Origin of the sequence: Oryzifoliimicrobium ureilyticum (assembly GCF_037199735.1) — a bacterium.
Lineage (GTDB): Bacteria > Pseudomonadota > Alphaproteobacteria > Rhizobiales > Rhizobiaceae > Rhizobium > Rhizobium ureilyticus.
Map to the genome: position 1 here is coordinate 1 of NZ_JBBBVQ010000032.1, position 22,495 is coordinate 22,495.

Annotated in this window: 19 protein-coding genes and 1 rRNA gene; 3 read left to right on the forward strand and 17 right to left on the reverse strand. The window is 52.1% G+C overall.

Annotated features, from left to right (window positions below):
* Nucleotides 1–290 (reverse strand): 16S ribosomal RNA (locus tag VQ830_RS26625); the annotation flags it as partial.
* 1,011 nt (nt 291–1,301) lie between these two features.
* Here VQ830_RS26625 and VQ830_RS26630 point away from each other — a divergent pair.
* On the forward strand, nt 1,302–2,345 hold the full coding sequence (locus VQ830_RS26630; protein ID WP_337271180.1) for a zinc-dependent alcohol dehydrogenase family protein: 1,044 nt from the start codon (nt 1,302–1,304) through the stop codon (nt 2,343–2,345).
* 141 nt (nt 2,346–2,486) lie between these two features.
* On the opposite strand, the gene VQ830_RS26635 is transcribed toward VQ830_RS26630, so the two are convergent.
* From VQ830_RS26635 to VQ830_RS26660, 6 genes are all read right to left on the reverse strand, one after another.
* Complete coding sequence (locus VQ830_RS26635; RefSeq protein WP_337271181.1) at nt 2,487–3,572, reverse strand: ABC transporter ATP-binding protein; 1,086 nt, start codon at nt 3,570–3,572, stop codon at nt 2,487–2,489.
* A gap of 5 nt (nt 3,573–3,577) precedes the next feature.
* The gene (locus VQ830_RS26640) at nt 3,578–5,500 is read right to left on the reverse strand and encodes a glycoside hydrolase family 127 protein (RefSeq protein ID WP_337271182.1); all 1,923 of its coding nucleotides are present in this window, start codon (nt 5,498–5,500) and stop codon (nt 3,578–3,580) included.
* 14 nt (nt 5,501–5,514) lie between these two features.
* Entirely contained in the window at nt 5,515–6,378 is an 864-nt protein-coding gene (locus VQ830_RS26645; protein ID WP_337271183.1) for a carbohydrate ABC transporter permease, read from the reverse strand.
* The gene (locus tag VQ830_RS26650) at nt 6,375–7,289 is read right to left on the reverse strand and encodes a carbohydrate ABC transporter permease (RefSeq protein WP_438618788.1); all 915 of its coding nucleotides are present in this window, start codon (nt 7,287–7,289) and stop codon (nt 6,375–6,377) included. The genes VQ830_RS26645 and VQ830_RS26650 overlap by 4 nt, the downstream gene beginning before the upstream one ends.
* Before the next feature lie 86 nt (nt 7,290–7,375).
* Nucleotides 7,376–8,611 carry an ABC transporter substrate-binding protein gene (locus VQ830_RS26655; protein ID WP_337271185.1) on the reverse strand — a complete coding sequence of 412 codons (1,236 nt, stop codon included), beginning with the start codon at nt 8,609–8,611 and terminating at the stop codon, nt 7,376–7,378.
* A gap of 39 nt (nt 8,612–8,650) precedes the next feature.
* A complete protein-coding gene (locus VQ830_RS26660) occupies nt 8,651–9,673 on the reverse strand; it encodes a LacI family DNA-binding transcriptional regulator (RefSeq protein WP_337271207.1) in 1,023 nt (340 codons plus the stop codon).
* A gap of 271 nt (nt 9,674–9,944) precedes the next feature.
* Here VQ830_RS26660 and VQ830_RS26665 point away from each other — a divergent pair, with 271 nt between their 5' ends.
* Complete coding sequence (locus VQ830_RS26665; protein WP_337271186.1) at nt 9,945–10,523, forward strand: NUDIX domain-containing protein; 579 nt, start codon at nt 9,945–9,947, stop codon at nt 10,521–10,523.
* A gap of 201 nt (nt 10,524–10,724) precedes the next feature.
* Entirely contained in the window at nt 10,725–11,501 is a 777-nt protein-coding gene (locus tag VQ830_RS26670) for a DUF6030 family protein (protein ID WP_337271187.1), read from the forward strand.
* A gap of 80 nt (nt 11,502–11,581) precedes the next feature.
* Here VQ830_RS26670 and VQ830_RS26675 read toward each other — a convergent pair whose 3' ends face one another.
* The 10 genes from VQ830_RS26675 to VQ830_RS26720 all read right to left on the reverse strand — a co-directional run bounded on the left by VQ830_RS26675 (nt 11,582) and on the right by VQ830_RS26720 (nt 22,486).
* On the reverse strand, nt 11,582–12,919 hold the full coding sequence (locus tag VQ830_RS26675; protein ID WP_337271188.1) for a TIGR03790 family protein: 1,338 nt from the start codon (nt 12,917–12,919) through the stop codon (nt 11,582–11,584).
* Nucleotides 12,920–13,168: 249 nt separating this feature from the next.
* Complete coding sequence (locus tag VQ830_RS26680) at nt 13,169–13,771, reverse strand: transglutaminase-like cysteine peptidase (protein ID WP_337271189.1); 603 nt, start codon at nt 13,769–13,771, stop codon at nt 13,169–13,171.
* Between the two features lie 453 nt (nt 13,772–14,224).
* Entirely contained in the window at nt 14,225–15,181 is a 957-nt protein-coding gene (locus VQ830_RS26685; RefSeq protein WP_337271190.1) for a glycosyltransferase family 2 protein, read from the reverse strand.
* Nucleotides 15,174–15,755 (reverse strand): LbetaH domain-containing protein, encoded by a 582-nt coding sequence (locus tag VQ830_RS26690; protein ID WP_438618790.1) that lies wholly within the window; start codon nt 15,753–15,755, stop codon nt 15,174–15,176. Before VQ830_RS26690 ends, VQ830_RS26685 begins: the two co-directional genes overlap by 8 nt.
* A 258-nt stretch (nt 15,756–16,013) precedes the next feature.
* Complete coding sequence (locus VQ830_RS26695; protein ID WP_337271192.1) at nt 16,014–16,616, reverse strand: acyltransferase; 603 nt, start codon at nt 16,614–16,616, stop codon at nt 16,014–16,016.
* Nucleotides 16,617–17,753, reverse strand: a complete 1,137-nt coding sequence (locus VQ830_RS26700; protein ID WP_337271193.1) for a glycosyltransferase — start codon at nt 17,751–17,753, stop codon at nt 16,617–16,619.
* A 51-nt stretch (nt 17,754–17,804) separates the two neighbouring features.
* Nucleotides 17,805–18,905, reverse strand: a complete 1,101-nt coding sequence (locus tag VQ830_RS26705; protein ID WP_337271194.1) for a glycosyltransferase family 4 protein — start codon at nt 18,903–18,905, stop codon at nt 17,805–17,807.
* Complete coding sequence (locus VQ830_RS26710) at nt 18,902–20,224, reverse strand: oligosaccharide flippase family protein (RefSeq protein WP_337271195.1); 1,323 nt, start codon at nt 20,222–20,224, stop codon at nt 18,902–18,904. The genes VQ830_RS26705 and VQ830_RS26710 overlap by 4 nt, the downstream gene beginning before the upstream one ends.
* 4 nt (nt 20,225–20,228) lie before the next feature.
* Nucleotides 20,229–21,215 carry a hypothetical protein gene (locus VQ830_RS26715; RefSeq protein ID WP_337271196.1) on the reverse strand — a complete coding sequence of 329 codons (987 nt, stop codon included), beginning with the start codon at nt 21,213–21,215 and terminating at the stop codon, nt 20,229–20,231.
* The gene (locus VQ830_RS26720) at nt 21,212–22,486 is read right to left on the reverse strand and encodes a WcaI family glycosyltransferase (protein WP_337271197.1); all 1,275 of its coding nucleotides are present in this window, start codon (nt 22,484–22,486) and stop codon (nt 21,212–21,214) included. Before VQ830_RS26720 ends, VQ830_RS26715 begins: the two co-directional genes overlap by 4 nt.
* Nucleotides 22,487–22,495 lie beyond the last annotated feature (9 nt).

Genomic DNA, 22,495 nt, shown 5'->3' on the forward strand with positions numbered 1-22,495 from the left:
CAGTCCCAATGTGGCTGATCATCCTCTCAGACCAGCTATGGATCGTCGCCTTGGTAGGCCTTTACCCCACCAACTAGCTAATCCAACGCGGGCTCATCCTATACCGATAAATCTTTCTCCATCAGGACACATACGGTATTAGCACACGTTTCCATGCGTTATTCCGTAGTATAGGGTAGATTCCCACGCGTTACTCACCCGTCTGCCGCTCGTATTGCTACGCGCTCGACTTGCATGTGTTAAGCCTGCCGCCAGCGTTCGTTCTGAGCCAGGATCAAACTCTCATGTTGAGAATTCAATCTAGCTAAATCACTATTCTGAATCGACGAGAACTCACAAAATCATTCAAACTTCANCGCTCGACTTGCATGTGTTAAGCCTGCCGCCAGCGTTCGTTCTGAGCCAGGATCAAACTCTCATGTTGAGAATTCAATCTAGCTAAATCACTATTCTGAATCGACGAGAACTCACAAAATCATTCAAACTTCACAGCTCAAACAATCCGTGTTCTCTTGTTCAAAACGTGACCGCCAAAGTCATTCTATCAGTCCCTAATAAGCATAAACCTACCAGAAACCGCGAAACTCCGCCGCCCACGTTTCTCTTTCTTCTCATCTTCAATTGTCAAAAAACAGACCAGTAATCCCAGTCAATCCGTCTCCAACAAGTCCCAGCTCAAAAGCCAAAACCCGCACAATCAGCAATCCAGCCAATCAAGGAAACAAGATACAAAGGCAACAACCGCTTGCAGCGCCCGCCGCCCTCGTCAGTGAGCGGNGCCCACGTTTCTCTTTCTTCTCATCTTCAATTGTCAAAAAACAGACCGGAAATCCCAGTCAATCAGTCCCCTACAAGTCCCAGCAACAAAGCCAAAACTCGCTCAATCAGCAATCCAGCCAATCAAAGGAAACCAGAAACAAAGGCAACAACCGCTTGCAGCGCCCGCCGCCCTCGTCAGTGAGCGGGCTTATAGACCCCCCACAGCTCAGCAGTCAACACCCGTATTTTTTTATTCGGGCAGAAAACTTCTAACCTCATGAATTCAAAGAAATATATCAAATACTCTCAACTGTGGACGGTAAAAGACCGGTCAAAGACGGCTCCCGCGTCTAGCGACCCAATCGCCGAACGGCTGATTGGCCCCCCCTGACGAAGAGAAACTGAGATACGCACCACGATTGACCGGATTTTCATCGCCGAGGGCGGCATAGGCTTACACATGATCATCCATTCCCCATCTATGCCGCCCTGCCGGTTTTCAGCTAAACGAGATCAGGACCGCACCTCTGGGAGACACGAAAATGAAAGCAATGATGTTCGAAGCCTTTGAGGAGGCGCCCGAGATCCGTCTGCTTCCTGACCCGACGCCGGAGTTTGATGGCGTTGTCATCGAAGTTGGCGCAACAGGCCTTTGCAGAAGCGACTGGCATGGCTGGATGGGCCACGACACCGACGTCAAACTCCCTCATGTTCCCGGTCACGAGTTGGCTGGCAAAGTGGTCGCAACAGGCGAAGGCGTCATGCGCTTCAAGGTCGGAGACCGGGTCACTGTCCCCTTCGTCTCAGGCTGCGGACGATGCGGCGAATGCCATTCTGGAAACCAGCAGGTTTGCCCGAACCAATTCCAGCCCGGGTTCACCCATTGGGGCTCCTTTGCGGAATATGTCGCGATCGAATACGCTGACGTAAATCTCGTCCATCTTCCCGAAAGCATCGATGATGCGACGGCCGCGAGCCTTGGATGCCGCTTCGCAACCGCGTTCCGCGCGATTGTTGATCAGGCTCGCACGGGCCCTGGAGACTGGGTCGCCGTCCATGGATGCGGGGGCGTCGGTCTTTCCGCCATTATGATCGCCTCTGCACTCGGCGCCAATGTGATCGGTATCGATCTCACCGAAGAGAAGCTGGCACTCGCACGTCAGTGCGGCGCGGCCTTCACCATCAACGCAAGGTCGGTTCCTGATGTCGTGGAAGCGGTCCGTGAGATCACCAAGGGCGGCGCACACGTCTCCATCGATGCACTTGGACACCCAACCACCTGCTTCAACTCGATCAAGAACTTGCGGCGACGCGGCCGGCATGTCCAAGTCGGCCTCATGCTTGCAGAAAACGCCACCCCGGCCATTCCCATGGCCCAGGTGATCGGTCATGAGCTCGAAATCTATGGCAGCCATGGTATGCAGGCTTGGCGTTACGACGCGATGCTATCGATGATCAGAGCTGGCAAAATCCGGCCGCAGCAGTTGATTGCAAACAGGATCAGTCTTAAAGAGGCCATCCCTGCCCTGATGACGATGGATAAGACCGAAGCGCCGGGTATCAGCATCATCACAGCATTCGAATGAAATCGATGGATTGACACTGATGTTCGCGGACCGCGGACATCAATTCAAAACTCGCAGTTCCTTCATGCATTCGCTCGTGTGAAGGGCGAGCTCGCCTGCTTTAGGATGAGACCGAGCGCTCGTTTAGGCGATAGACGTTCCTCATCTGATACGAATGCCCGTTGCATCGAAGAGGAAGCTTCTTTCCGGCGGAAAACTGAGTTTCAAGTGATCCCCGTCAGATGGCTGAAGATGACCTCTGCTTTCGATGGTGATCCCCTGCCCTCCTGGCAAGCGGCAGTAAAGGTAGCAAACGCCGCCAAGGTATTCGCTGAATTCCACAACGGCAAGAAGCCCAGTAGCGCAGGCAGCGTCGATTGCCACATGTTCAGGGCGGATGCCGAAAGTGACCGCGTGCCCTTCCGAAAGCTCGGCATTGATGCGCGGTGCTGGTAACAGTGCCTCGCCAATGCGGACGGCGCCCTTCTCCCATGCGCCCTCCAGAAGGTTCATGCGCGGAGAACCGATAAAGCCCGCAACGAACGTATTGCCCGGATCTTCATAAACCTGTCGCGGCGTGCCGACCTGCTCAATGCGCCCGTCACGCAGGATCACGATCCGGCTCGCGAGCGTCATCGCCTCCGTCTGATCATGCGTGACATAGATCATGGTATTGCCAAGCTCCCTGTGCAGCCGGGCAATTTCGATGCGCATCGAGACCCGGAGTTCTGCGTCGAGGTTCGACAAAGGCTCGTCAAACAAGAAGACGTCAGGCTGCCGAACGATGGCCCGTCCAATGGCAACGCGTTGACGCTGGCCGCCTGAAAGCTGCCCAGGACGCCGATCCAGCAAGTGATCGAGCTTGAGGATCGACGAGGCTCGCGAAACGCGCCGATCAATTTCATCGGTTGCGGTGCGGCTCATCTTCAGGCTGAAGCCCATATTGTCCCGGACCGTCATATGCGGATAGAGCGCGTAAGATTGAAAGACCATCGCGATCCCCCGTTCTGACGGATCAAGATCGGTTACGTCCCTGGCCTTGATGACGATCTCGCCCTCGCTCACCTCCTCCAAGCCTGCGATCATGCGTAAAAGTGTCGACTTGCCGCATCCGGAAGGTCCGACGAAGACGATGAATTCACCCTCTTCAATCGCAAGATCAATGCCATGGATCACAGCGAGACCGCCGTAGCTCTTTTTGATCCCCACCAGGGAGAGGCTCTGAGGCCTGTGCTCGGTCCCCGTCATACCACCTATTCCTTCGCAGATGGCAGCCAAACCAGCATGCTTCCCGGCTTCCGATTGTCCCACAAGTGATAGGGAATAAGCCGCAAATTGGCTGGCTCGCGAGTGGCTGGCGTGGAGCGATATAATTGCTCACCCCATTCCGTCACATCTTCCCGTTCCACCTTGATATCGACCGCTACAGCCCCGTTGAGATCAGGCAGGACCTCGCTTCCTCCGTCTGATAACTTTGCCGGCACGACGACAGCATTGAGATCGGCGCCATTATCCACCTCTTCAGCACAATACACCAATGGACCGCGCATCAGGGCGACGCGGCCAACGTCCTGACGAACCTTAGGATTGGCAAATTGCGGTCGGAGCATCAGCGGTAGATCAAGGTCGACCTGATCGCCGGACACCCATTCTCGTTCGATGCGGGCATAACCATCGCTGATCACAGACGCGAGCTCGACGGGCTGGTTATTGATCTTGATCGCAGCGTCTTCGGCCCACGCAGGAATTCGCACTGACAGTGCAAATGACAGGGGCTGTGGCGTGTTGATTGTAAAGGAAATTCTGCCGTCCCATGGGTAATTCGTTGCCTGTTTCAGCTCGACCTCAGCTCCGGCAAGCTCACATTTCAGCGTGCTTTCGCCAAACAAATGAACTGCGATCTCCGTGTCCGCAACGCCATACATGTAGGACCCGATCGACGCGACGAGACGCGCGATATTCGGCGGGCAGCATGGGCAGTGATGCCACTTCCAGCGATGATGCTTGCCTGTGGATTCCAAAGGATTGTCGTAAAAGAAAGTCTTCCCGTCCATGGACAGCCCGGAAAGGGCACCGTTAAAGAGCGCCTGCTCCATGATGTCGGCGTATTCCCGGTTCGGTCCTCGTCCGAGCATTCGGCTTGCCCAAAAGACCAGCCCGACCGAAGCACAGGTTTCCGCATAGGCCGTGTCATTCGGTAGATCGTAGTAGTCGGTGAAGCCTTCATTCGACGCAGCCGGGCCGATCCCGCCAGTGATGTACATCTGTTTGTTGACGAGATCGTCCCAAAGGGCCTCAAGCGCCTGCGTCAGGCTGTCATCGTTATACTCGGTCGCAATGTCGGCCATACCGGAATAGAGGTACATGGCACGGACAGCATGGCCGACGACCTTTCGCTGGTCGCGTACCGGCAGATGTGCCTGACCATATTCGTAGGTTTTCTGGATATAGTCCTTGAGGTCGCGCCTGTCGCGTTTGGACTCTTCCGTGAAAAAGTGCGGCTCCGTTCCACGTTCATCGACAAAGAATTTCGAGAGGTCGAGGTATTTGTAATTGCCGGTCACGCGCGCGAGCTTGACCAGAGCCAATTCGATTTCTTCGTGTCCGTCATAGCCAGGGATTTGGCCTGGCCCCTTCCCGAAGACTGTCAGCATGTAGTCGGCATATCGGCACATGATATCGAGTAATTTGCGTTTTCCCGTCGCTTGGAAGTAGGCAACGGCCGCTTCGATCAGATGCCCCGCGCAATAAAGTTCATGGTGATCGCGCAGGTTCTTCCAACGACGCTCGGGCTGTATGCGTTGGAACCATGCGTTCAGATAGCCATCCTTATCCTGCAGCTTCTCATAGAGATCGACGATGGCGTCGACACGCGCCTCTAGTCGGGGGTTCGGCTTGCGGTACAGCGAGTAGGCGATGGTTTCGATAGACTTGCCGAGATCCGAATCCCAGAACATCTGGGTCGTTCCGCCCCATGGCTGGAGCGGGATGACGATGCCGGGGCTGGGTTGCTCGACGTCGATCGCAGAGACCATTCCCGCTTCTACGCACCGATCGAGCAGGATTTCGGCCGTTGCGTTGCAGACCGCATCCTGCCATTTGCCCCAGAAGCCGGCAACCTTGACATTGGGGACGGCAGCCGGACGAAATTGACGATCTTTGATGATTTTGCTCATGAGGATCTCTTTCTTCATTTCACTGCGCCAGCCATCAGGCCGCGCATGTAGTAGCGTTGCAGGGCCAGGAAGACGAACAGGCAAGGGAGAACCATGACCGTCACGCCAGCTTGGACGGCGCTCCAGTTGATGGCGCCGAGACGCCCTGTCCTTACGGCGGTCATAAGGACCGGCAGCGTATAGTTGTCATTGCTGGACAAGAGGACCAATGCCCCAAGGAACTCGTTCCAGGCATTCAGAAATGCGAAGATTGCGACGGTTGCGATCCCCGGAAGCACAAGAGGCATAAGGACGCAAACGAGCAGCTTTAAGTCGCGCGCTCCGTCGATGCGGGCCGCCTCCTCGATTTCCTTTGGAACGGAGTCGAAGGCATTACGCATCATGAAGACAGAAAACGGCAATTGCAGCGTGACGTAAATCAACACCAGCCCAAAGAGAGAATTGTTGAGGCCAAGCTTTGCCAGAATGATGAAGAGCGGCGTCACGATGGACTGAAACGGGATCATCAAGGTGGCGATGATCAGAACGAAAAGCGCGTTCTTAAACGGGAAGCGATACCGGGAAAATCCATAGCCGGCCAGCACGCTGATAACGACCGTCAGGACAACCGTGCCTAAGGACACGGTCAAGGAATTGATCGTATGTTGCCAGATGCCGGACCCAAATCCATTCAGGGCACGATAGGCATCAAAGCTAAGACCTGAACTCGGCCACGGCGGCAACGGAGGCTGGCCGCTCTCGCTGTTCGAGCGCAGGGACGCGAGCATACTGATTGCGAAGGGGGCGAGGAAAAAAAAACCGATCCCCATACCGATGCCGTGATAAGCGAAGCCCTTCAATGCGCTCTTGCGCAAACGCCTATGTCGATGGGGCTTCATGGACGCTCTTCTCCCACCTTGAGCAACCAAAGCTGACCGACGCTGATCGCGACGAGAATTGCCAGAAGGACAATCGAGAGTGCGGCGCCATAGCCGAGGTTGAACGACACGAAAGACTGGTTGAAGATATAATAGACAACCGAAATCATCCGGTTTTGCGGTCCGCCTGACGTCATGATGTAGAACTGATCGAAGGCGAGGATCGAGCCGGTGATCGACAAAATCAACGCGAGTGCCAAAGTGCGGCGCATCAAGGGCAGCGTAAGGTAGCGAAAGCGCTGCCAACGGCCGGCGCCATCGATGCGGGCGGCCTCTGTCAATTCCGTCGGGATTGCCTGAAGTCCCGTCAGAAGAATAATCATCGTAAAACCGGAGATTTTCCAAACGACCATGACAATGATTGTGAGGAAGGCGGTATCGAAGGAGGCAAGAAGGTTGATGCGGTTTGCGGTGAAGCCAAGGCGTTGAAGAAGCGGCGCAAACAGACCGCTATCGACATTGGCAAGCCAGACCCACAAGAGCGAAGACGATGCCAAGCCGACGACAACGGGCAAGAAAATGGCCGTGCGATAGACGGACACTAGAGGCTTTTGCTTCTCAACAAAAATGGCCAGAGGAAATGCGACTACAAAAATCGCGATCGTTACCACGACCGTGTAATTCACCGTAAAGCCGAGTGCTGTGAAGAACCGTGTATCGTTGAGGATGCGCGTATAATTCTGGATCCCGATCCACGTTGGCTTGCCCAGCAATGGCCACCGATGCAGGCTCATCCAAAATGTGGCGAGCATCGGGAGCACAAAGAAGATGAGTATCAACGCCATCGCAGGCGCGATATAAAGCAGGCCGGGCCAGCGTCCCCTGCCGCGCTTACGCCGCTTCGGCCGCTGCTCTGACACGACAGACAGCATCGTCATAACTTATCTACTCTCTTTGATGGAGAAGGAACTGACGAGAGTTCCTTCTGCTTCGAGCGAATATGGCGTGAAATCGAGCGCTACTGAGCAGAGTCGATGATCTGCTGCATGTCGGCCTGCGCATTGGCAAATGCGCCATCGACATCGTTCCCGTATATTGCCGCGTTGAGGAAAGTTGCCCACGGCCCGTTCGACGAGTTGATGAGGTCGTTGAACTGCAGGGTGTAAGGCGTCTTTGCAACGGAAACCGCCTTCATCGCGATCGCAAGACGTGGATCAAGTCCCGCCAGAACCTGATCGGCAAGATCGCCACGAGTCGGCAAGCTACCGTATTTCGCCATGACTTTCTGACCTTCCAGCGAGTAGGTGAACTCCAGGAAAGTCTTGACCTTGTCCAAACGCGGCGTGCCCTTGGTAACAACAAAATTGTCACCCCCAGCAAAAGAAGAAGGCTTTCCATCAACGCTTGGAATGAGGGTGACGCCAAAGTTGATCTCGGGATGTTGCGTCACCAGTGTGCCAATAGCAAAAGCCCCAAGGCTCTGCTGACCAATCTTGCCGTTGGTGATCGAAAGGAAATTGACGCCATTATCGCTGGCTGCGCCAGCAGGCACTGTGTCCTTCGCAACGAGGTTGCGATAGATGTCCACGGCTTTGCGCATTTGCGGGGTGTCGAGTGTGGCTTTCTTCCCCTCCTCAGAGAGGATGTCGGCTCCGGCGCCCCATATCAGCGGGGTAAATGTGAAAATCATGCAGCCGCCACAGCCGCCGCCTGAAAAGTAGAAACCGTAGGTATCACCGCCGAGCGCTCGGATCTTTTCCGCATTGGTGGTAATTTCATCCCAGGTTGTCGGTGCCTTTTCAGGATCGAGACCAGCTTTGCGATAAAGATCCTTGTTCCAGGCGAAAATGGATGTTTCCACAGAGAGAGGCAGGCCGTAGATCTTACCCTCATAGGTGCCGAGCTTTACGTGCGAGGGCGAGAGCGCGTTGAAATAGGGAAGCGATTTCGCCCAATTCGTCAGGTCTTCGAGCTGCCCCGCTGACGCAAAGGCAGGCGTATAAATGAGGTCAAGGGAAAGCGCGTCAGGTGCCTGCCCTCCGGCAACAGCGGTTGCATATTTTTGTACGAGTTCCGAAAACGGCACTTCAGTCAGCTCGACCTTATCCCCTCCTTTCGCATTGAAGGCTTTGACGACCTCCTTAAAGCTGTCGCCAATCCCAGATCGCACCCACATTGATATCGTCTCGGCCGAAGCCTCCGACATCATGGCTGCCGACAAAAGGATCGTTGCGGATAGTAATCTTTTCAGCATTCTTTCCTCCCAATACGGACGCTCCTGCATCCGCCTCCTCTAATCCTCGCCAGTCCCGCCTCCACAAGACTGCCGCACGACAAGCCGGCACGGCAGCTTCCGCAAGCCAGGCTCAATCATGTTTCCTTCTGCGAGCGCGAGAACCGTGAGACCAGCTTCCCGTCCAAGCTCTTTCAGATTCATGTCGATCGATGTCAGCGGCGGACGCGCCTGGCTGGCAACGATCTCCCAATTGTCGAAGCCCACAACGGAAACGTCCCGCGGAACGTCCTGGCCCAGTTCACGCAACGCATCGATAACACCGCGTGCAATCTGATCATTGCCGCAAAAGACGCCATCAGGGGCCTCAGCAGGTCGCCTCCACAGTTCGCGCACGGCCTCACGCCCCCAAGCCTCCGACCAAACGCCGCTCATCACCCTTGCCCCAGCGCCAGCCTGCTCCCGAAAGGCCGAGGCGCGCTCGCGCACCGAGGCAAATCCTTCCGGTCCGGTGACGTGGACCAGCCTTTTGCGGCCCATCGTCATCAAATGCTTTGTCGCCAGTGCCGCACCTTGGCCATCATCGGAGGTGAAAGTGACGCTGTCAGACGCGCCTTCCGTAAACGCGTAGACGACTGGAACCGGTAGGCCTGAAAGATCAACTGGAAGTGCTCTGTCGACCCGCTTTCCTGTCGCAATGATCCCGTCGACCTGCTTATCGAGCATAGCCTCCACATGTATCCTTCCAAGCGCCGGATCATCCTCAATCGCGCAAAGGAAAACCGAAACGCCATGGTCGACCAAGGCTTCTGAGACGCCTGCCATGACCGGCAACGTAAATCGCCCATAGGTGTCGTTCGTCAGAAGTCCAACCGTGAACGAACGGCTTGATAATAAGCCACGCGCAAGCGCATTGGGACGGAAACCCATGCCTTGCGCTACCTTCTTGATCCGCGACCGCGTTTCCGCTGCCATGCGACCATTATCATTCAAGGCCTTGGAGACCGTGGAAACGCTCACCCCGGCTGCGCGCGCCACGTCGTGGATGGTGACGCGTACCGATCTGCTCTCAATCTTCCTCAGGTTTTCCTCCCAGCTTCAGGATGAGAAAACCTTTGCGCACACGTTTTGTCAATATGAGAAAACGTTTTCTCAGGTTTTTCGGTTTTTGTTGCTTGGAGTTGTCGGCACTGTCATGACGAATGAGCCTTCAGTCTGCCGTGGTCAAAGAACCAAGAGAAGTTGCATTCTCCGGTTCTTGCCAGATGAGGCGAATGACGACTTTACATCAAGGAAACGATTTTCATGCGATAGGGATCACCGAGAGTTCGAGTTGCGCCCAAAGGAGCATTGTTTGTCCGAAAAGATTATCTCGTCCAAGCGACTATGTGAGGCATGGGGAACACTCACCGAATACTCCTTTCAGTATCGCAAGCCGAGCGGCGATCTCGCCGAAATGTCGCGTGAAGTCTATGATCGCGGCCATGCGGCCGCCGTCCTCCTTTGCAATCAAGCTCGAGATACCGTTGTTCTGGTCAGGCAGTTTCGGCCCCCAGCAATGATAAACGGCGAATATCCTTATCTCCTTGAAGCAGTCGCGGGCGTTTTGGACGGAGATACTCCTGAAGCCTGCGCGCGAAAGGAGGCGTTCGAGGAAGCCGGCATCCGGATCACAGATTTGCAGCCCGTCGCGAACGCTTACGGAAATCCCGCAGCCTTAACGGAAAGGGTGGCCATGTTTACTGCGACCTTTGAGGACGATGGCCGCACAAAAGGAGGCGGCCTTGCGGAAGAACAGGAAGATATCGAAGTCGTCGAGATACCTTTCGAGGAGGCGTTCGCCATGATCGCGTCGGGCCACATCATCGATATGAAGACAATCATGCTTCTTCAGGCCGTGAAGATCGAGCGCTTACTGCAACCTATCAGCTAAAAGCGAGACTTTATCTCGACGCCCCAATATCGATTATGGTCCCACGATTGAGTTCGGAGAGGCTATCTTCTTTTTACTAAGTAAGGCGTATAATTGAGGAGACGGTAAGGAGAAGCCTGCATTAACTCCGACAGCACGAGCTATGGAAACCATAAGGTTAAACAGAGACCGACTCCGCCCAAACGCGGCGTGCTTTGGGTTATGCTCGCCGTGTCTTTGTCCATCGTGTGTGCCATCGTCCTGCTCTCGAACGACATGAGACATTTAAGGTCTTTGCTATACAAGCTCGGTTTAGAACCGACTGTCGAAATGAGGCCGCAGGCGCCAGCACAATCCGAGCAGCAACATGCAGCACCTACTATTCTCAAACAGGTGCCCAGAAGGCTTATATCAGCGCCGAGTACCGATCCTGCTGGAAGTTTCATACGAAGCTGGCGGCTCGATGGAAAAGCTATGTGCAGCGCTTTACGTGAGGCGGGAATTGAAATGACGGAATGGAGAAATGCAGAGCTCTCCAATACCGGTACCCGCGAGTGCTTTTTCCAGCATACCTGGAATGAGAGCGGTGACAAAAGATCCGTTTTTTACCTGGTGCGCGGCAACGCGGCCGGTACAATCAGTTCTATCAGGGTCAAACTCGTGAACCCAGCCCTCGATGCTGCCGGACACCTGGACAAGCCTTTAGTCGACAGTCTTCAAAAGATCTTGGAGGCGGCAGCATGGCAGGATTTTGAAGACGTCATGCCTGACATTGCCGCCCTGCGCGAGGTTCGGCGCGAGGCTTTTGGCGCGTCGATGACCTTCACGCGTGAAATCAGCAGCAAGTCGAGTTTTAACTTCATCGTTGCCTTAAAGCCCGTTGCACCGGAGCGGGTGCAAACGGAAGCCGCTTCTCATCGGCTATGGTTAGCGCGACCGGATGATGATTGGAGTTATTCATCAGGCTTCTATCAGCCACCCGCCGCCGCAAACCCTTAAAGCCATCAAACGTCCAACAACCTATAAATTGCGATTGCGAGCAGACAGCTTCAATCCTGGCCGCGCACGCAGACGGCTCCTCAGCTTTTGCGGAGTGCGCCTAGCATGAGATGCGCTGCGCTGGCGCTGTCTACGCTAAAACTACCAACCACATCGCCGGGTTTCAAAGCCGATCCAATAGGTAGCTCTTTAATGAATTCAGGTGTTCCTGACTCAACATCATAGATTGCCAATCGAACCGGGTTCTTTGTCAGGACGCTGGCTTGACCTGAAGAGTTGTCAGCCTGGTTGCCCAGCAAAAAACCCTCGGTATGACGGTTAGCTTTCAACGTAACAAGACCGCCATCGATTGTCGCGTCAACGACAGGGAAAGGTCTGGCAAGCGGCTCTCCGATGAACAGACCTTCTGTCGGCATATCAACGCTTTTCCAATAAGCCTCCAAGATGGAGTCGCCTCGGAGGTAGTTGTTGATGAGACGCTCCGGGTCAGGAAACTTTCCGGCGTAATTACAGGGCTCTCGCACAGTTCCATAAGAAGCGGTGGCACCTGCCTTTATGAGAGCAGTGATTGGCGTTTGTGATCGTTTATCGAAGATCGCACCGCCGAAGGACGTCAGATGATCGGCAAAAGCACCTGGAAGAAAGTGAAGGCTATCCAGATTGTTGAGGACAGCCAAGCCGATCTGAAAGCCGAGAATATTGCTTTGACCAGCAAATGTTTGCGTTCGATTGACAGTTATTCCGATTTCTTGGCCAAACCTCTCCTTTGCGCGATCCATGGAAGCTTCACGCGGCCCGGAACGCGCGCTGTCCGCAGTCTTGATTAAGAAAATATCTCCACTTGGGTCTGTCGCGTCAGACGCTTGGCCGCGCTTGGCTAGCGCAAGACTATCGCTTAGGTCTCCGCCTCCATAAAGTAGCATCGCAGGTTTTCTGAAGAATTCTGCGCCGGGGCGAGCGCCAGCATCGGGGCTTTCAGGCGTGATATTGCAGTTACCGACCCACTTCAGCGGCACAATCCCATCAGCTATGACAGAGGTAATCGATTGATTGGCATCGACCCGATAAGGCTTATCAAAAGCGAGCGCAAAACCGACAAGTCGATTATAACTTGCAGCACCACGGAGTTTTTCCAGCTCGCGCACCATGAGGTGACGCACGACATAATTTACGCGTGGTAGATTGAGCTCGATGATATTGGATAAAGGCACATCTCGGATTGCGGCGTATTGCCGACCGAGTTCCAAGGATTGGGGATCGTTGGCGTTTACGATAATGCCGAGTGTCGCAGGCACAAGAACACGTTGCGTTTCCGAAACCAGCGGCATGACAACAACTGCCGAGCTGGACCAGGCCTTGAGGGGCCAGCAAATGCCAAGGGCTGCAGCGAATGCGAGCAGGAGGGACCGGGTCTGCATATGAATCGAGTTATCCTTAGAACCCGTTCACATTAGGCAACGGCCCGATGGTAGGCAACGGCCTCTTGTTCGAGACCGCAAAATGATCGCAAATTTCAAGGCTAAATTTATCAGTAACGGTGACTTCGCAAAGAGAGCCAAGCATATCACCTGATCGACGTCGAGCGCATCCAACTACAGGCGCGAAATTCCCGCCTGACGACCGCTGCACTATATAGCGATCTTCCTTATTGATTGATGCCAACTTCCTCAGCTTTCGCTTGCGACCTTCACCCAGGCGTTGGGGTTTACGCTCGATTGGACGCTGACCCAGCGGTAGCCGGTCTTGTTCCACGCAACGATACCATTTCTAAGATTATCGAGAACAAAATCTCCCTGATCTGTGCGCACCGTCAAAATCAGATGTCCTTCATTGCTCGGCGTGACAACAACTGAAAGGGAAAGGGCAGCAGGCGCAACACCCCGGCGGATGAGCTCATCGCGTTTTTGAACCGCATAGTCGTTACAGTTTCCATAGGTCGTCGTCAGCGACCAGTCAGCTGTACCTTTTTTTGCATCAGGGCTGATACGAGCGTTTACCTGCTGATTGACGCTGCTGATAAGGTTCCAGGTGCGCTCGTTCAAAGGCATCCGCCGGCCGCCAGCAACACGCCTGCATTGATAGGGATTGTTGACGCAGAACAAAACATAGCCGATCGGCGTAGGCTGAAGGTCAGCCTCAACAATTTTGGAAATCGACTTGCCCGCGGATCCGCCTTGCGGCGCAGGAAGACGAGGCAACGCCTCAGCTACTGTGGACACTGCAGCAAATGCTATTCCTAATGCGATCGCCCTGCCCGACAAATTTGCCATGTGACACATCCCTGTCTTGTGATGTCACCACTCGTATCAAGACAAATTTGACGTCGGATAAAATGAAAAGCGACAATTTTATTGATGTCGCATTTTGGCGCTCTATTCAAAGAGTGCGAGAATCTAAAATAGTTTCACCGAACTTCTCCCGGTTGCCTTGGAAGTTGAACTCGCCGTCGCATTCAGAGGTATTTACACAAGCGGATAACAGGCACGAATGAGGCCTAATATGCGTTATCCGTGACATGGCCGGATTCGAATACCAGCGCCGACGCTATACAAGCTCCCTCTCAACACACCGTGTGCCAACAGAGTAAGGCTTACAATTCTTGAAAGCCATCATCATCTGAGCGCAAATTTTAGCGCGGTGCATCGGTGTACCGTTTTTCAATAAATACTCGTAATACGTTCACTGAGATACATATTTCAGGTGCCAGAGCTATAACAATATATTCAATTTGTACTCGGACGCACGTGTTCGACCTTTGGCGCACTTAGATCTAGCTTCAATCCGGAAAGCTTCGCGAGCACTTTTCGCTTTTCCTCGATCGATGTCAAAGCCCTCAGCTCAAGATCGAATTCGTAGACTTTTGCCCCCACAAGGAAGCGATACCATCCACCCTGTAGAAAGTGATAAATCAATCCCTCCCGGCCATCCAACAATCCTAATTGAAAAAAATAGCGGAATATAAAATATCCGAAGGAAGAAAACTGAAATGGTATATTATTATAGATCTTCTCTTTAATGAACCGCTTCAACGAAGCCTGAATTGAACTGCGATCCTGGAGTATTTGGTCGTCACCTTCGAAAAGCGAATGCTTTTTAATGAGTACATCCACAGCTTCCCGGGTTGCATATTTATTATGTTTGTCGGTGAAGAACCCAATATCATTGAGGTTTTGATCAGAAAAAGGGTGCTCGAAAGTGATCGTACGACCTCCTGAGACAATTATATGCTCGTCCATCCATCGATCTTCAATGCGCCCACTTCCCCGGCGCCAAATGCGCGTCAGAATCAAGGGATATCGCCCCCCAAATCGAATCCAACGACCAAGGAAAATGTGCTTTCGCTTCAGGTTTACGCCAACAACGTCTCTCGGCAGTTTATCCAGTTTATCTGCAATTTCTGATGCAAGCTTGTCCTCGATTACCTCATCTGCATCAAGCCGCATTATCCAATCCGCAGTAATTGATCCGTTATCTAATGCCCATTGAAATTGCCGAGAATAATTTGTCCATGGGTTTAACAGTACGACTGCACCCTTGGACCTCGCTATCTCGATCGTACGATCAGTGGACCCTGAATCAACAATAAGGATCTCCTTTGCAAGCGGACGCACAGCATCGATGGCACGGCCGATATGCCGTTCTTCGTTATGCGTTAGTATAACGACGGCTAGGCTAACCATTCTCTGCCTCATTTTGTTTACGACGACGCAGTGCAATAGCCGGGTTTCCTGCGTAGATGGTATGAGGTTCGAGATTCTTGAACACTACGGCCCTAGCGCCAAGCACCGCGCTATGCCCAATAACAACTCCCGGCCCGACAAATGCCTCAGCAGCAACCCACGCGTCGGCCCCGATTACGATAGGTTTTGTCATTAGCTGAAAATGAACATCGTCGACATCGTGAGTGCCGCCACAAAGAAAGGCATTTTGGGAAACCAACGCATAGGTGCCAAGCTGAATATGGTCCACGCAGTAACAATTAAACCCGCGTGCTAGGCAAGAATAGTCCTGCATGGTCAAGTTCCGCGGATACCATATCCTTACAAAGGGGTACACTTTGGCTTTGCTGCTGACATTTGCGCCGAACGACCGCAACAATATGCGCCGCCAGGCAAACATCGGCGTTGGCGTCCAAATACCCAACGTGGTCCAACAAACGTTCCAAAGCAAACGAGATAAACGATGACCAAGTGAAAAACTCGGCCCCCCTTCTTTCGGATTTGTAAACTTCGCGTCCAAAATTGCCAAGGGCACCTCTAAATAACGGTATTCACTGAAAAAGGCGACTTGTCCTATCTGGACAACCAGGCTTAGGCTTAGTTGATGTACACTTAAGTACACTGATAGTTTGGCTGCGATAGTTAAGCAAGATTTCGCGTGTCCGAAAGATTAATTATCGAAGCCGTGAATAATAACCTAGATGTTGTTCCATACCGTCAGCAAAGCTTCTCTCGTTAATACATCTACGATCGCTGGCCCAATACTGTACTACAGCAGATAGAGAGAGTTTGATCAAATTACGTTACGTAGACAAGTAGCCATGATTTTATCATGTTGACGTTGCTCGTCTTCATCAAACCGCATCTTGATAATGCGTGCGGGGTTTCCCCCAACGACGCTGAAGGGTTTCACATCTTTTGTAACTACGGCGCCCGCAGCGACAACAGCTCCACGTCCTATCGTAATTCCTGATCGTAGGATTGCCCCATGTCCAATCCAGCAATCAGCTTCGAATATCGTGATGTCGTGCCGCCACCGGAAAGCTAATCGGATGGGATTGTCGACATCATCAATTCCATGGTCGTTCCCCACGATGCTAACATCGGTAGATATCATGCAAAAGTCCCCGACACTTATCGGACTAGGAGCACTAAAGCCTTTGCCGATGTAACCATAACGACCCAACCGACTTTGGGGAGGAACAAAAGTTGTTAAGCCCAGCTGAAAACCCTCTCCAAGCTCAGCTAGCGTACGCCGTTTTTTGATCACGCGGTTAATGAAGTAACGTACTCGCCTCTTCAACGGCTTGTCGATCTCACGTCTACACCGATCAATAAGTGGTTCGGGAACGGACATTGGTTTTGGTACAGCAGGATATGCTCCTCGATTCCCCATTCAATCGCTCTTGATTCCAAGTGTCTGATCTAATGCTCGCTCAATAAGCACGCGTTGATTTTCTGGGTTCCACTTATCTGCAATAACCTTAAAGCAGGCAGCTCGTACGTCGTCGCGGTTATGCTGGACCGAAAGCCATTCTGCAATCACCCTAGCAAGATCAACCGCGCTGTCACATTCGAAAAACGCGCCGGTAACCCCTGGAATAATCGCTTCAGCCTCTGGCATTTGCCTATTCATATCACCATGCGTTATGGCGGGTGTTCCATAGCTGAGGCTGTGAATAACCGTTAGCCCTATCTTCCCAGGCGATACAGTCAGGTCTGAATGATAAATCAACTGCGCAAGAACAGTTTCATCGTAACAAGCGCCGAACAGCCTAAGATTTAGGTTTAATTCCTCCGAAACTGCCTTTAGATTTTCGCGCTCTGGCCCGTCACCAACGAGCAGCACATTAACTGGCCTTCCACGAAGAGAAAGAATTGAGGCCGCTTCCAGTAGCAGCTCAAATCTACACTCCCGGATAAGTCTAGCGGTGCAGATAATGAGCGGAAGACTAGCATCGCTAAACATTTCTTTTGGGCGTAACACGCCGTCTGCGTCGTTTGAGATCAACGACATCAGATCCCGCGCCCTCTGGTGATCGAGACTATTGTAAATGGTCGTTATTTTTTCAGCGGGGTAATGCGCCGCAATTCCAAGCACTTTGGATCTTGTGCCGTAGACCAGCATATGGTCGGCTAAACGGAAATAGAAATTTCGTATTCCAGTCTTGATCCGGCCTTCTGGTCTCATCCATCCGTGCGTCCAAAACAAGATTTTCTTGCCCAGCACCTTGGCCACTAAGGGCATCCACCAACTGGCCAGCATGTTTGGATTGCCAAGTATTATAATAGCTCTGGCAGACCTATCAAAAACTGCAGGCCAGTACCCCCCCAAAATCCAAAAGCCTTTTCTGATCTTGAAAGAAAGCTCACGAATTTTTATAGTTTCGTCGCCTGTATATGGTACGATCCCATCGACCGGCTCCGTACTTCCCCAGAATTCATATTCATATCTCCCGTTTCTAGCGAGTTCATGCATGACGGGGCGACGATAATGTGGGTAGTGATGATAAATCACATTAACTTTGGGCATTACCGTTCCTAAAGCAAAAATCCTGCCTGATTGCTCAACGAGATGTAAAATTTACGGCTGCCGGCCATGGGCGTTGTAACAGCCACGATACTTCTCGGCTGTTTGCCCTATAGAAAAAGCTGACAGATCGCGGTCGTAAAGCCGCTCCTCGGACAAATGCCGCATGACCGCGATAGAGAAAGATGACATATCACCTATATCCACCAAATCTACACCCTGCCAACCATCGTAAACTTCTAAAGCAGGAATACGTGAAGCTACCACTGGCAACTTAGCCGCCAACGCCTCTATGATGGCAATAGGCTGTGCCTCAGCGATAGATGGCATGACATATACATCGGCAGCAGATAGAAGATCGGGTATGTCGCTGCGTCCACCTAGGAGCGAGACTTGCTCCTCTAGCTTCCACATCTTTATTTGTTTTTCCAGGACTTCCAGATAGCTGCCATCTTCGAAAATACCGGCTAGAAACAAATGGAGTGATCCCTCAGAAAGTTGCGCGCGAAGCGCTTCAATGGTGAAGGATTGTTGTTTCACAGGCGCGATCCGGCCTACCTGGAGAATAACTTTCGCTGTTTGCGAAATACCAAGCTTATCTCGCGCGGCACTCTTTTCCGACCGACCAAACCTCGAGAAATCGATACCGTTCGGAATAATGACTATAGGGATCTCTGACCCGAACCGCCTCTCGTAATTAAGAGCCCCTTCACGTGAGACTGCAACAACCACATCAATATAGCGTCGAAGTATTCTTTCTAGCCTCTCAAAGAGCGGAGCGCCATAATCATCGTTGCTCGCTGCATGCAAGACACTTAGAAATCTACGTTTTCCGACCAAACTGGCCAAAGCCAGCCTACCGTAGAGTGACGGCAATACCGAATGCGCTATAATCACATCAGGTTTAAAATCTAGAATTATTTTACGGTAATGTATAATTCTGCCGAGTTTTGAAAGCGCATCCTCAGGAAAATTAAGTTTTACTCCAGCCTTCACAAGCAGTTCTGCCTCAGGCGCGAAGTCCGGCTGCAGCGGCGCAAAAGATGCGATGCTGCAAACATCTCCCTTCTCTACGTCATTCAGACATAAATTCCGTACAAGGACTTCCGCACCTGAGTGGCGAGGAGTATGGATGAGATGCAAAACCCTGGTCATTGCACACCACCGAGTTCTGCAACCGCGCCTGGAGACAAGGCATCCTCCAAAAAACGTTCATTCAGACGCTTAATAACAATTCCAGCCAGGCACAACGTACAGGCAACGGTGATGATGACCCCGTTCCCCCCAAACGTTACTCCAGCGATCGCGCCCACAAGCACCAAGGTACCAAGGCTACTTCCAGCGGTGATGATGACATTTGTCATCTGACCTGAAGCTGCTCCAAGTAAATATGCTGGTGCCCCTAAAGAGTTACCCAAAAATCCGAAGCAAAGTGTTCCAACATATATGACGTAAAGGTAGTCAATGTGGCCGATCCAGATCAGGGCGATGATAGGAGATGCGGCTGTTAGAAGAACAAACATGGCGGACGTCACGAACATGTTCCTACGCGCGACATTCCCATAGAGTGCCTTGGCCCTCAGCCGATCTTCAGAGAGAAGCTTTGTCATCGCAGGCAAAGTTGCATTTACGCCTGAGGCTGGAAGACTCCGCGAAGTAGTTACTGTTTTATAGGCAAGCTCAAACACGCCGAGTGTAGGCAATCCGCCGAAATGTCCGACCATTATCTTGGCAGTTGGCTCAAACAGACCGTTTGCGATGTTTGCAACTTGCGCCTTCAGACTGAATGACAGCATTTCTCGAAATGATCTGTAAGAAAATTTCAATGGAAGGATGTTTGCGATGCCAGCCGATTTCCTGACGTACCACCAACCAATAGTCAGCATAAGCACATACTGGCCTATCTGCGCGATCGCCAGTCCCTCAAGCGAGTATAGCGGCACGAGCAAAATGACGAGTATAATTTGAACTATACTGCCTCCGACGCTCAATTGTGAGGCGATATACCCTAAATGCAGACCCTGCATAGAACCGCTTACAACGCCGCTCATATTCATGAAATAGAAGCTAGCCATCATCAGAGGTACAATTTTCTGGGCAGACTCCAATAGGTCATCTCGCACAAGATGCGGTAGTGCGAGACTGAGGGTTACATATCCAATGACCGTTAATATAAAAAACAGGGCTGCATTGGTTAGTATGCCTGTCTCTATATATTTCTGTAATTTTTCTCGATCGCGTTGCGGATCGCACAAAGCAGCAAACCGTAGCGAGGCGCTGGCCATGCCAACATCACCAATGCGTATTAGCGATGTCCATGCGAAGAGTGTCGACCACAGACCTACAGCTTCCAAGCCACCTTTTAAGATTAGCAAGCGGTAACTTAAGAAAACAAGTCCTGAATTGACCATAAAAGATAAAATGGCCGCAGCGACGTTTTTCCTCAAATTAAGATTGCTAGCGGTGGCCTTCATTAGGTCATCCTTCATGGCCGAGCGCTGCCTGCAGAGTTGCAAGACTTTCCAACCGAAATTGCTTGGCAAGCAACCCACCAAGTTTTGGATCACGTCTAGGCAGTTTGCCGTTCAACGCGGAGGCCAGTCCGTCTTCTGTTGAAGCTATATGGGGGATGCTTTTCTCCAAACAAATCCTGTGAGACACCGATCCCTCCCGCACAAGTACAGGAATACCAAACTGGACGGCCCTGCCGAAAATGCCTGAAGCTTGATCGTAATCTTTCGAATAGAGGCACCAAATAAGGTCGGCGACGGCATAAATTGACAGCAAATCTTCATCGGATATGCGGCGATTCAGGCCCTTACCGCCGTTCGCGGAAAATTGCTCGGCTAGTTCATCACAATCGAGCGCTGTCTTTCCACCAAATAGAAATAGGTAACGGCTGCGGATTTCAGAGTTTTTAACCCAAGTTTGCGCAAAAATATCAAATCCCTTGCGGCGATCTTGCGACCCTACAGCTCCCAAAACGGTTCTACCATGAACTTCGGATATCTCGAACGCGGCGTTCTCTGCTTTCCCCGCCGCGATCTCTCTGTCAGTTAGATCCCAAAGTTGAAAGTCGTAGATCCACCCATCTGCAATTTGCTCATAAGTAGGCTCGACATAAAAAGGCACTATGGTAAGTGTTCTGATCAATGATATTTTTTTCATCGACTTCAAAAAGGCGCGTTTGATACTGAGCCTGATGGTTGCACCCTCGACCGCAGGGCCTGGTCGAAAAAGAAGCCCAACTGTTCGCCGCCCACAAAGCGAGCGCCACAAAGATGATAGTACGTACAGAAAGAACGAATCCTCGATCATCAAGAATAGAATCGGCCGAGCTTCAAAGAACATCTTATACGGAGAGATGCGCTCGGCACAAAAAGTCGTCTTCGCAAAACGGATATAATCGCCGCGATGCCCACTTTCGCTACGGCTGTAAATCGCGACTTTTGGCCCTGTGCTCATTGCGACATACTCTGAATGAGTTGCCCGAGAGCGGCGGTCTTCTCTAAGCTTTTACAAATGGACGAGTTCTCGAAACGTGGTGTAACCGATTTTCCACGATAAAGCTCTGCAATACTAACAGCTAGTGCACCACTATCACCGGGTGGAATTACGGTTGCGGCGCCTGTAACGAATTCAGCCAGTTCCGTGCCTTTTTCCGCTGTTACAAGAACAGGCTTTCCGCTCGCTAACATACCCCCTAGCTTAGAGGGAAGAACCAAATCAGCTGCCCCATGATCCTGTGGTAATACGTGTAGATCGGGAAAGTTTAGAAACTCATTGAATCGTGTATAAGGCTGAAACTGCAAAAAATGTACATTCGGCAAATCGCTGTAGGCTGTCATCAGACCCGCCTTCAGGGGTCCCTCGCCCGCTATAATGAAGTGAACTTTACGCTCTTCGCTCAAGGCTCGTGCCGCATCCAGCAGTACATTTAAACCCTGTTTCGCTCCAATGTTACCGGAATAGAGCACCACGAAGTCATCATCGTCTAAACCAAGTTCAGCGCGATAAGCATTCGGCGTCGACAGCGGATAAATATGGGCGAGGTCTACCCAATTGCGAACCACGGTAAGGCGTCTGCGCTCAACACCCTTAGCCTCCAGCCTATCTGCCATCCTATTGGAAATGGTGACAACTGAGCCAAAGCGGCGAAGTGCGAATCGTTCAAAAGCGAAAGCTATTTTTTGCAGCCACGCAATCTTTCCGAGATGGCCTACTGCGAAGGCCGCATCGACTTCCAGGTCCTGTACATGAAGGACGGTACGTGACCCCACCAACCAGGCAGCAAGTTGCGCAAAAGGGGCAGCAAATAACGTTGGCTCAACGCAGAAGACAACTTCTGGTCTACGTCTCAAAATTTGCCAGACAACAACCGGAGCTGAAGTCACAGCGAATGATAGAGGTGCAAGCAGACGCCAAACTCCGCCCATACGTTCACGCAAAATAAGAGGCGTCCGCGTCACATGGATCTTGCCGCTTTTGTCAACTGAGTAGGCGTTGGTAAAGCCCGTTTGCACTTTCCAGCCGGGGTAATGGGGCGGTGTTGTTACCACTGAAACCAAAACGCCCTTTTCGCTGGCCAGATGCTCTGCGATCTCGCCGGTGTATTTACCAACACCAGCTATCTCAGGAGCGTAATTCATTCCGTATATTAAGATACTTTTAGGCGCCACCACCTCAATGGGTGGTTTATGAGCAGTTGCGGTTCTGACGGCATCAGCATATTGCACGGGAACAAC

Coding starts and splice junctions, on each gene's coding strand:
- VQ830_RS26705 (WP_337271194.1), bottom strand. CDS start 18,905: ATGACCAGGGTTTTGCATCTCATCCATACTCCTCGCCACTCAGGTGCG.
- VQ830_RS26680 (WP_337271189.1), bottom strand. CDS start 13,771: ATGGCAAATTTGTCGGGCAGGGCGATCGCATTAGGAATAGCATTTGCT.
- VQ830_RS26695 (WP_337271192.1), bottom strand. CDS start 16,616: ATGGGGAATCGAGGAGCATATCCTGCTGTACCAAAACCAATGTCCGTT.
- VQ830_RS26640 (WP_337271182.1), bottom strand. CDS start 5,500: ATGAGCAAAATCATCAAAGATCGTCAATTTCGTCCGGCTGCCGTCCCC.
- VQ830_RS26630 (WP_337271180.1), top strand. CDS start 1,302: ATGAAAGCAATGATGTTCGAAGCCTTTGAGGAGGCGCCCGAGATCCGT.
- VQ830_RS26635 (WP_337271181.1), bottom strand. CDS start 3,572: ATGACGGGGACCGAGCACAGGCCTCAGAGCCTCTCCCTGGTGGGGATC.
- VQ830_RS26645 (WP_337271183.1), bottom strand. CDS start 6,378: ATGAAGCCCCATCGACATAGGCGTTTGCGCAAGAGCGCATTGAAGGGC.
- VQ830_RS26710 (WP_337271195.1), bottom strand. CDS start 20,224: ATGAAGGCCACCGCTAGCAATCTTAATTTGAGGAAAAACGTCGCTGCG.
- VQ830_RS26655 (WP_337271185.1), bottom strand. CDS start 8,611: ATGCTGAAAAGATTACTATCCGCAACGATCCTTTTGTCGGCAGCCATG.
- VQ830_RS26685 (WP_337271190.1), bottom strand. CDS start 15,181: ATGGTTAGCCTAGCCGTCGTTATACTAACGCATAACGAAGAACGGCAT.
- VQ830_RS26650 (WP_438618788.1), bottom strand. CDS start 7,289: ATGCTGTCTGTCGTGTCAGAGCAGCGGCCGAAGCGGCGTAAGCGCGGC.
- VQ830_RS26675 (WP_337271188.1), bottom strand. CDS start 12,919: ATGCAGACCCGGTCCCTCCTGCTCGCATTCGCTGCAGCCCTTGGCATT.
- VQ830_RS26700 (WP_337271193.1), bottom strand. CDS start 17,753: ATGCCCAAAGTTAATGTGATTTATCATCACTACCCACATTATCGTCGC.
- VQ830_RS26715 (WP_337271196.1), bottom strand. CDS start 21,215: ATGAGCACAGGGCCAAAAGTCGCGATTTACAGCCGTAGCGAAAGTGGG.
- VQ830_RS26670 (WP_337271187.1), top strand. CDS start 10,725: ATGCTCGCCGTGTCTTTGTCCATCGTGTGTGCCATCGTCCTGCTCTCG.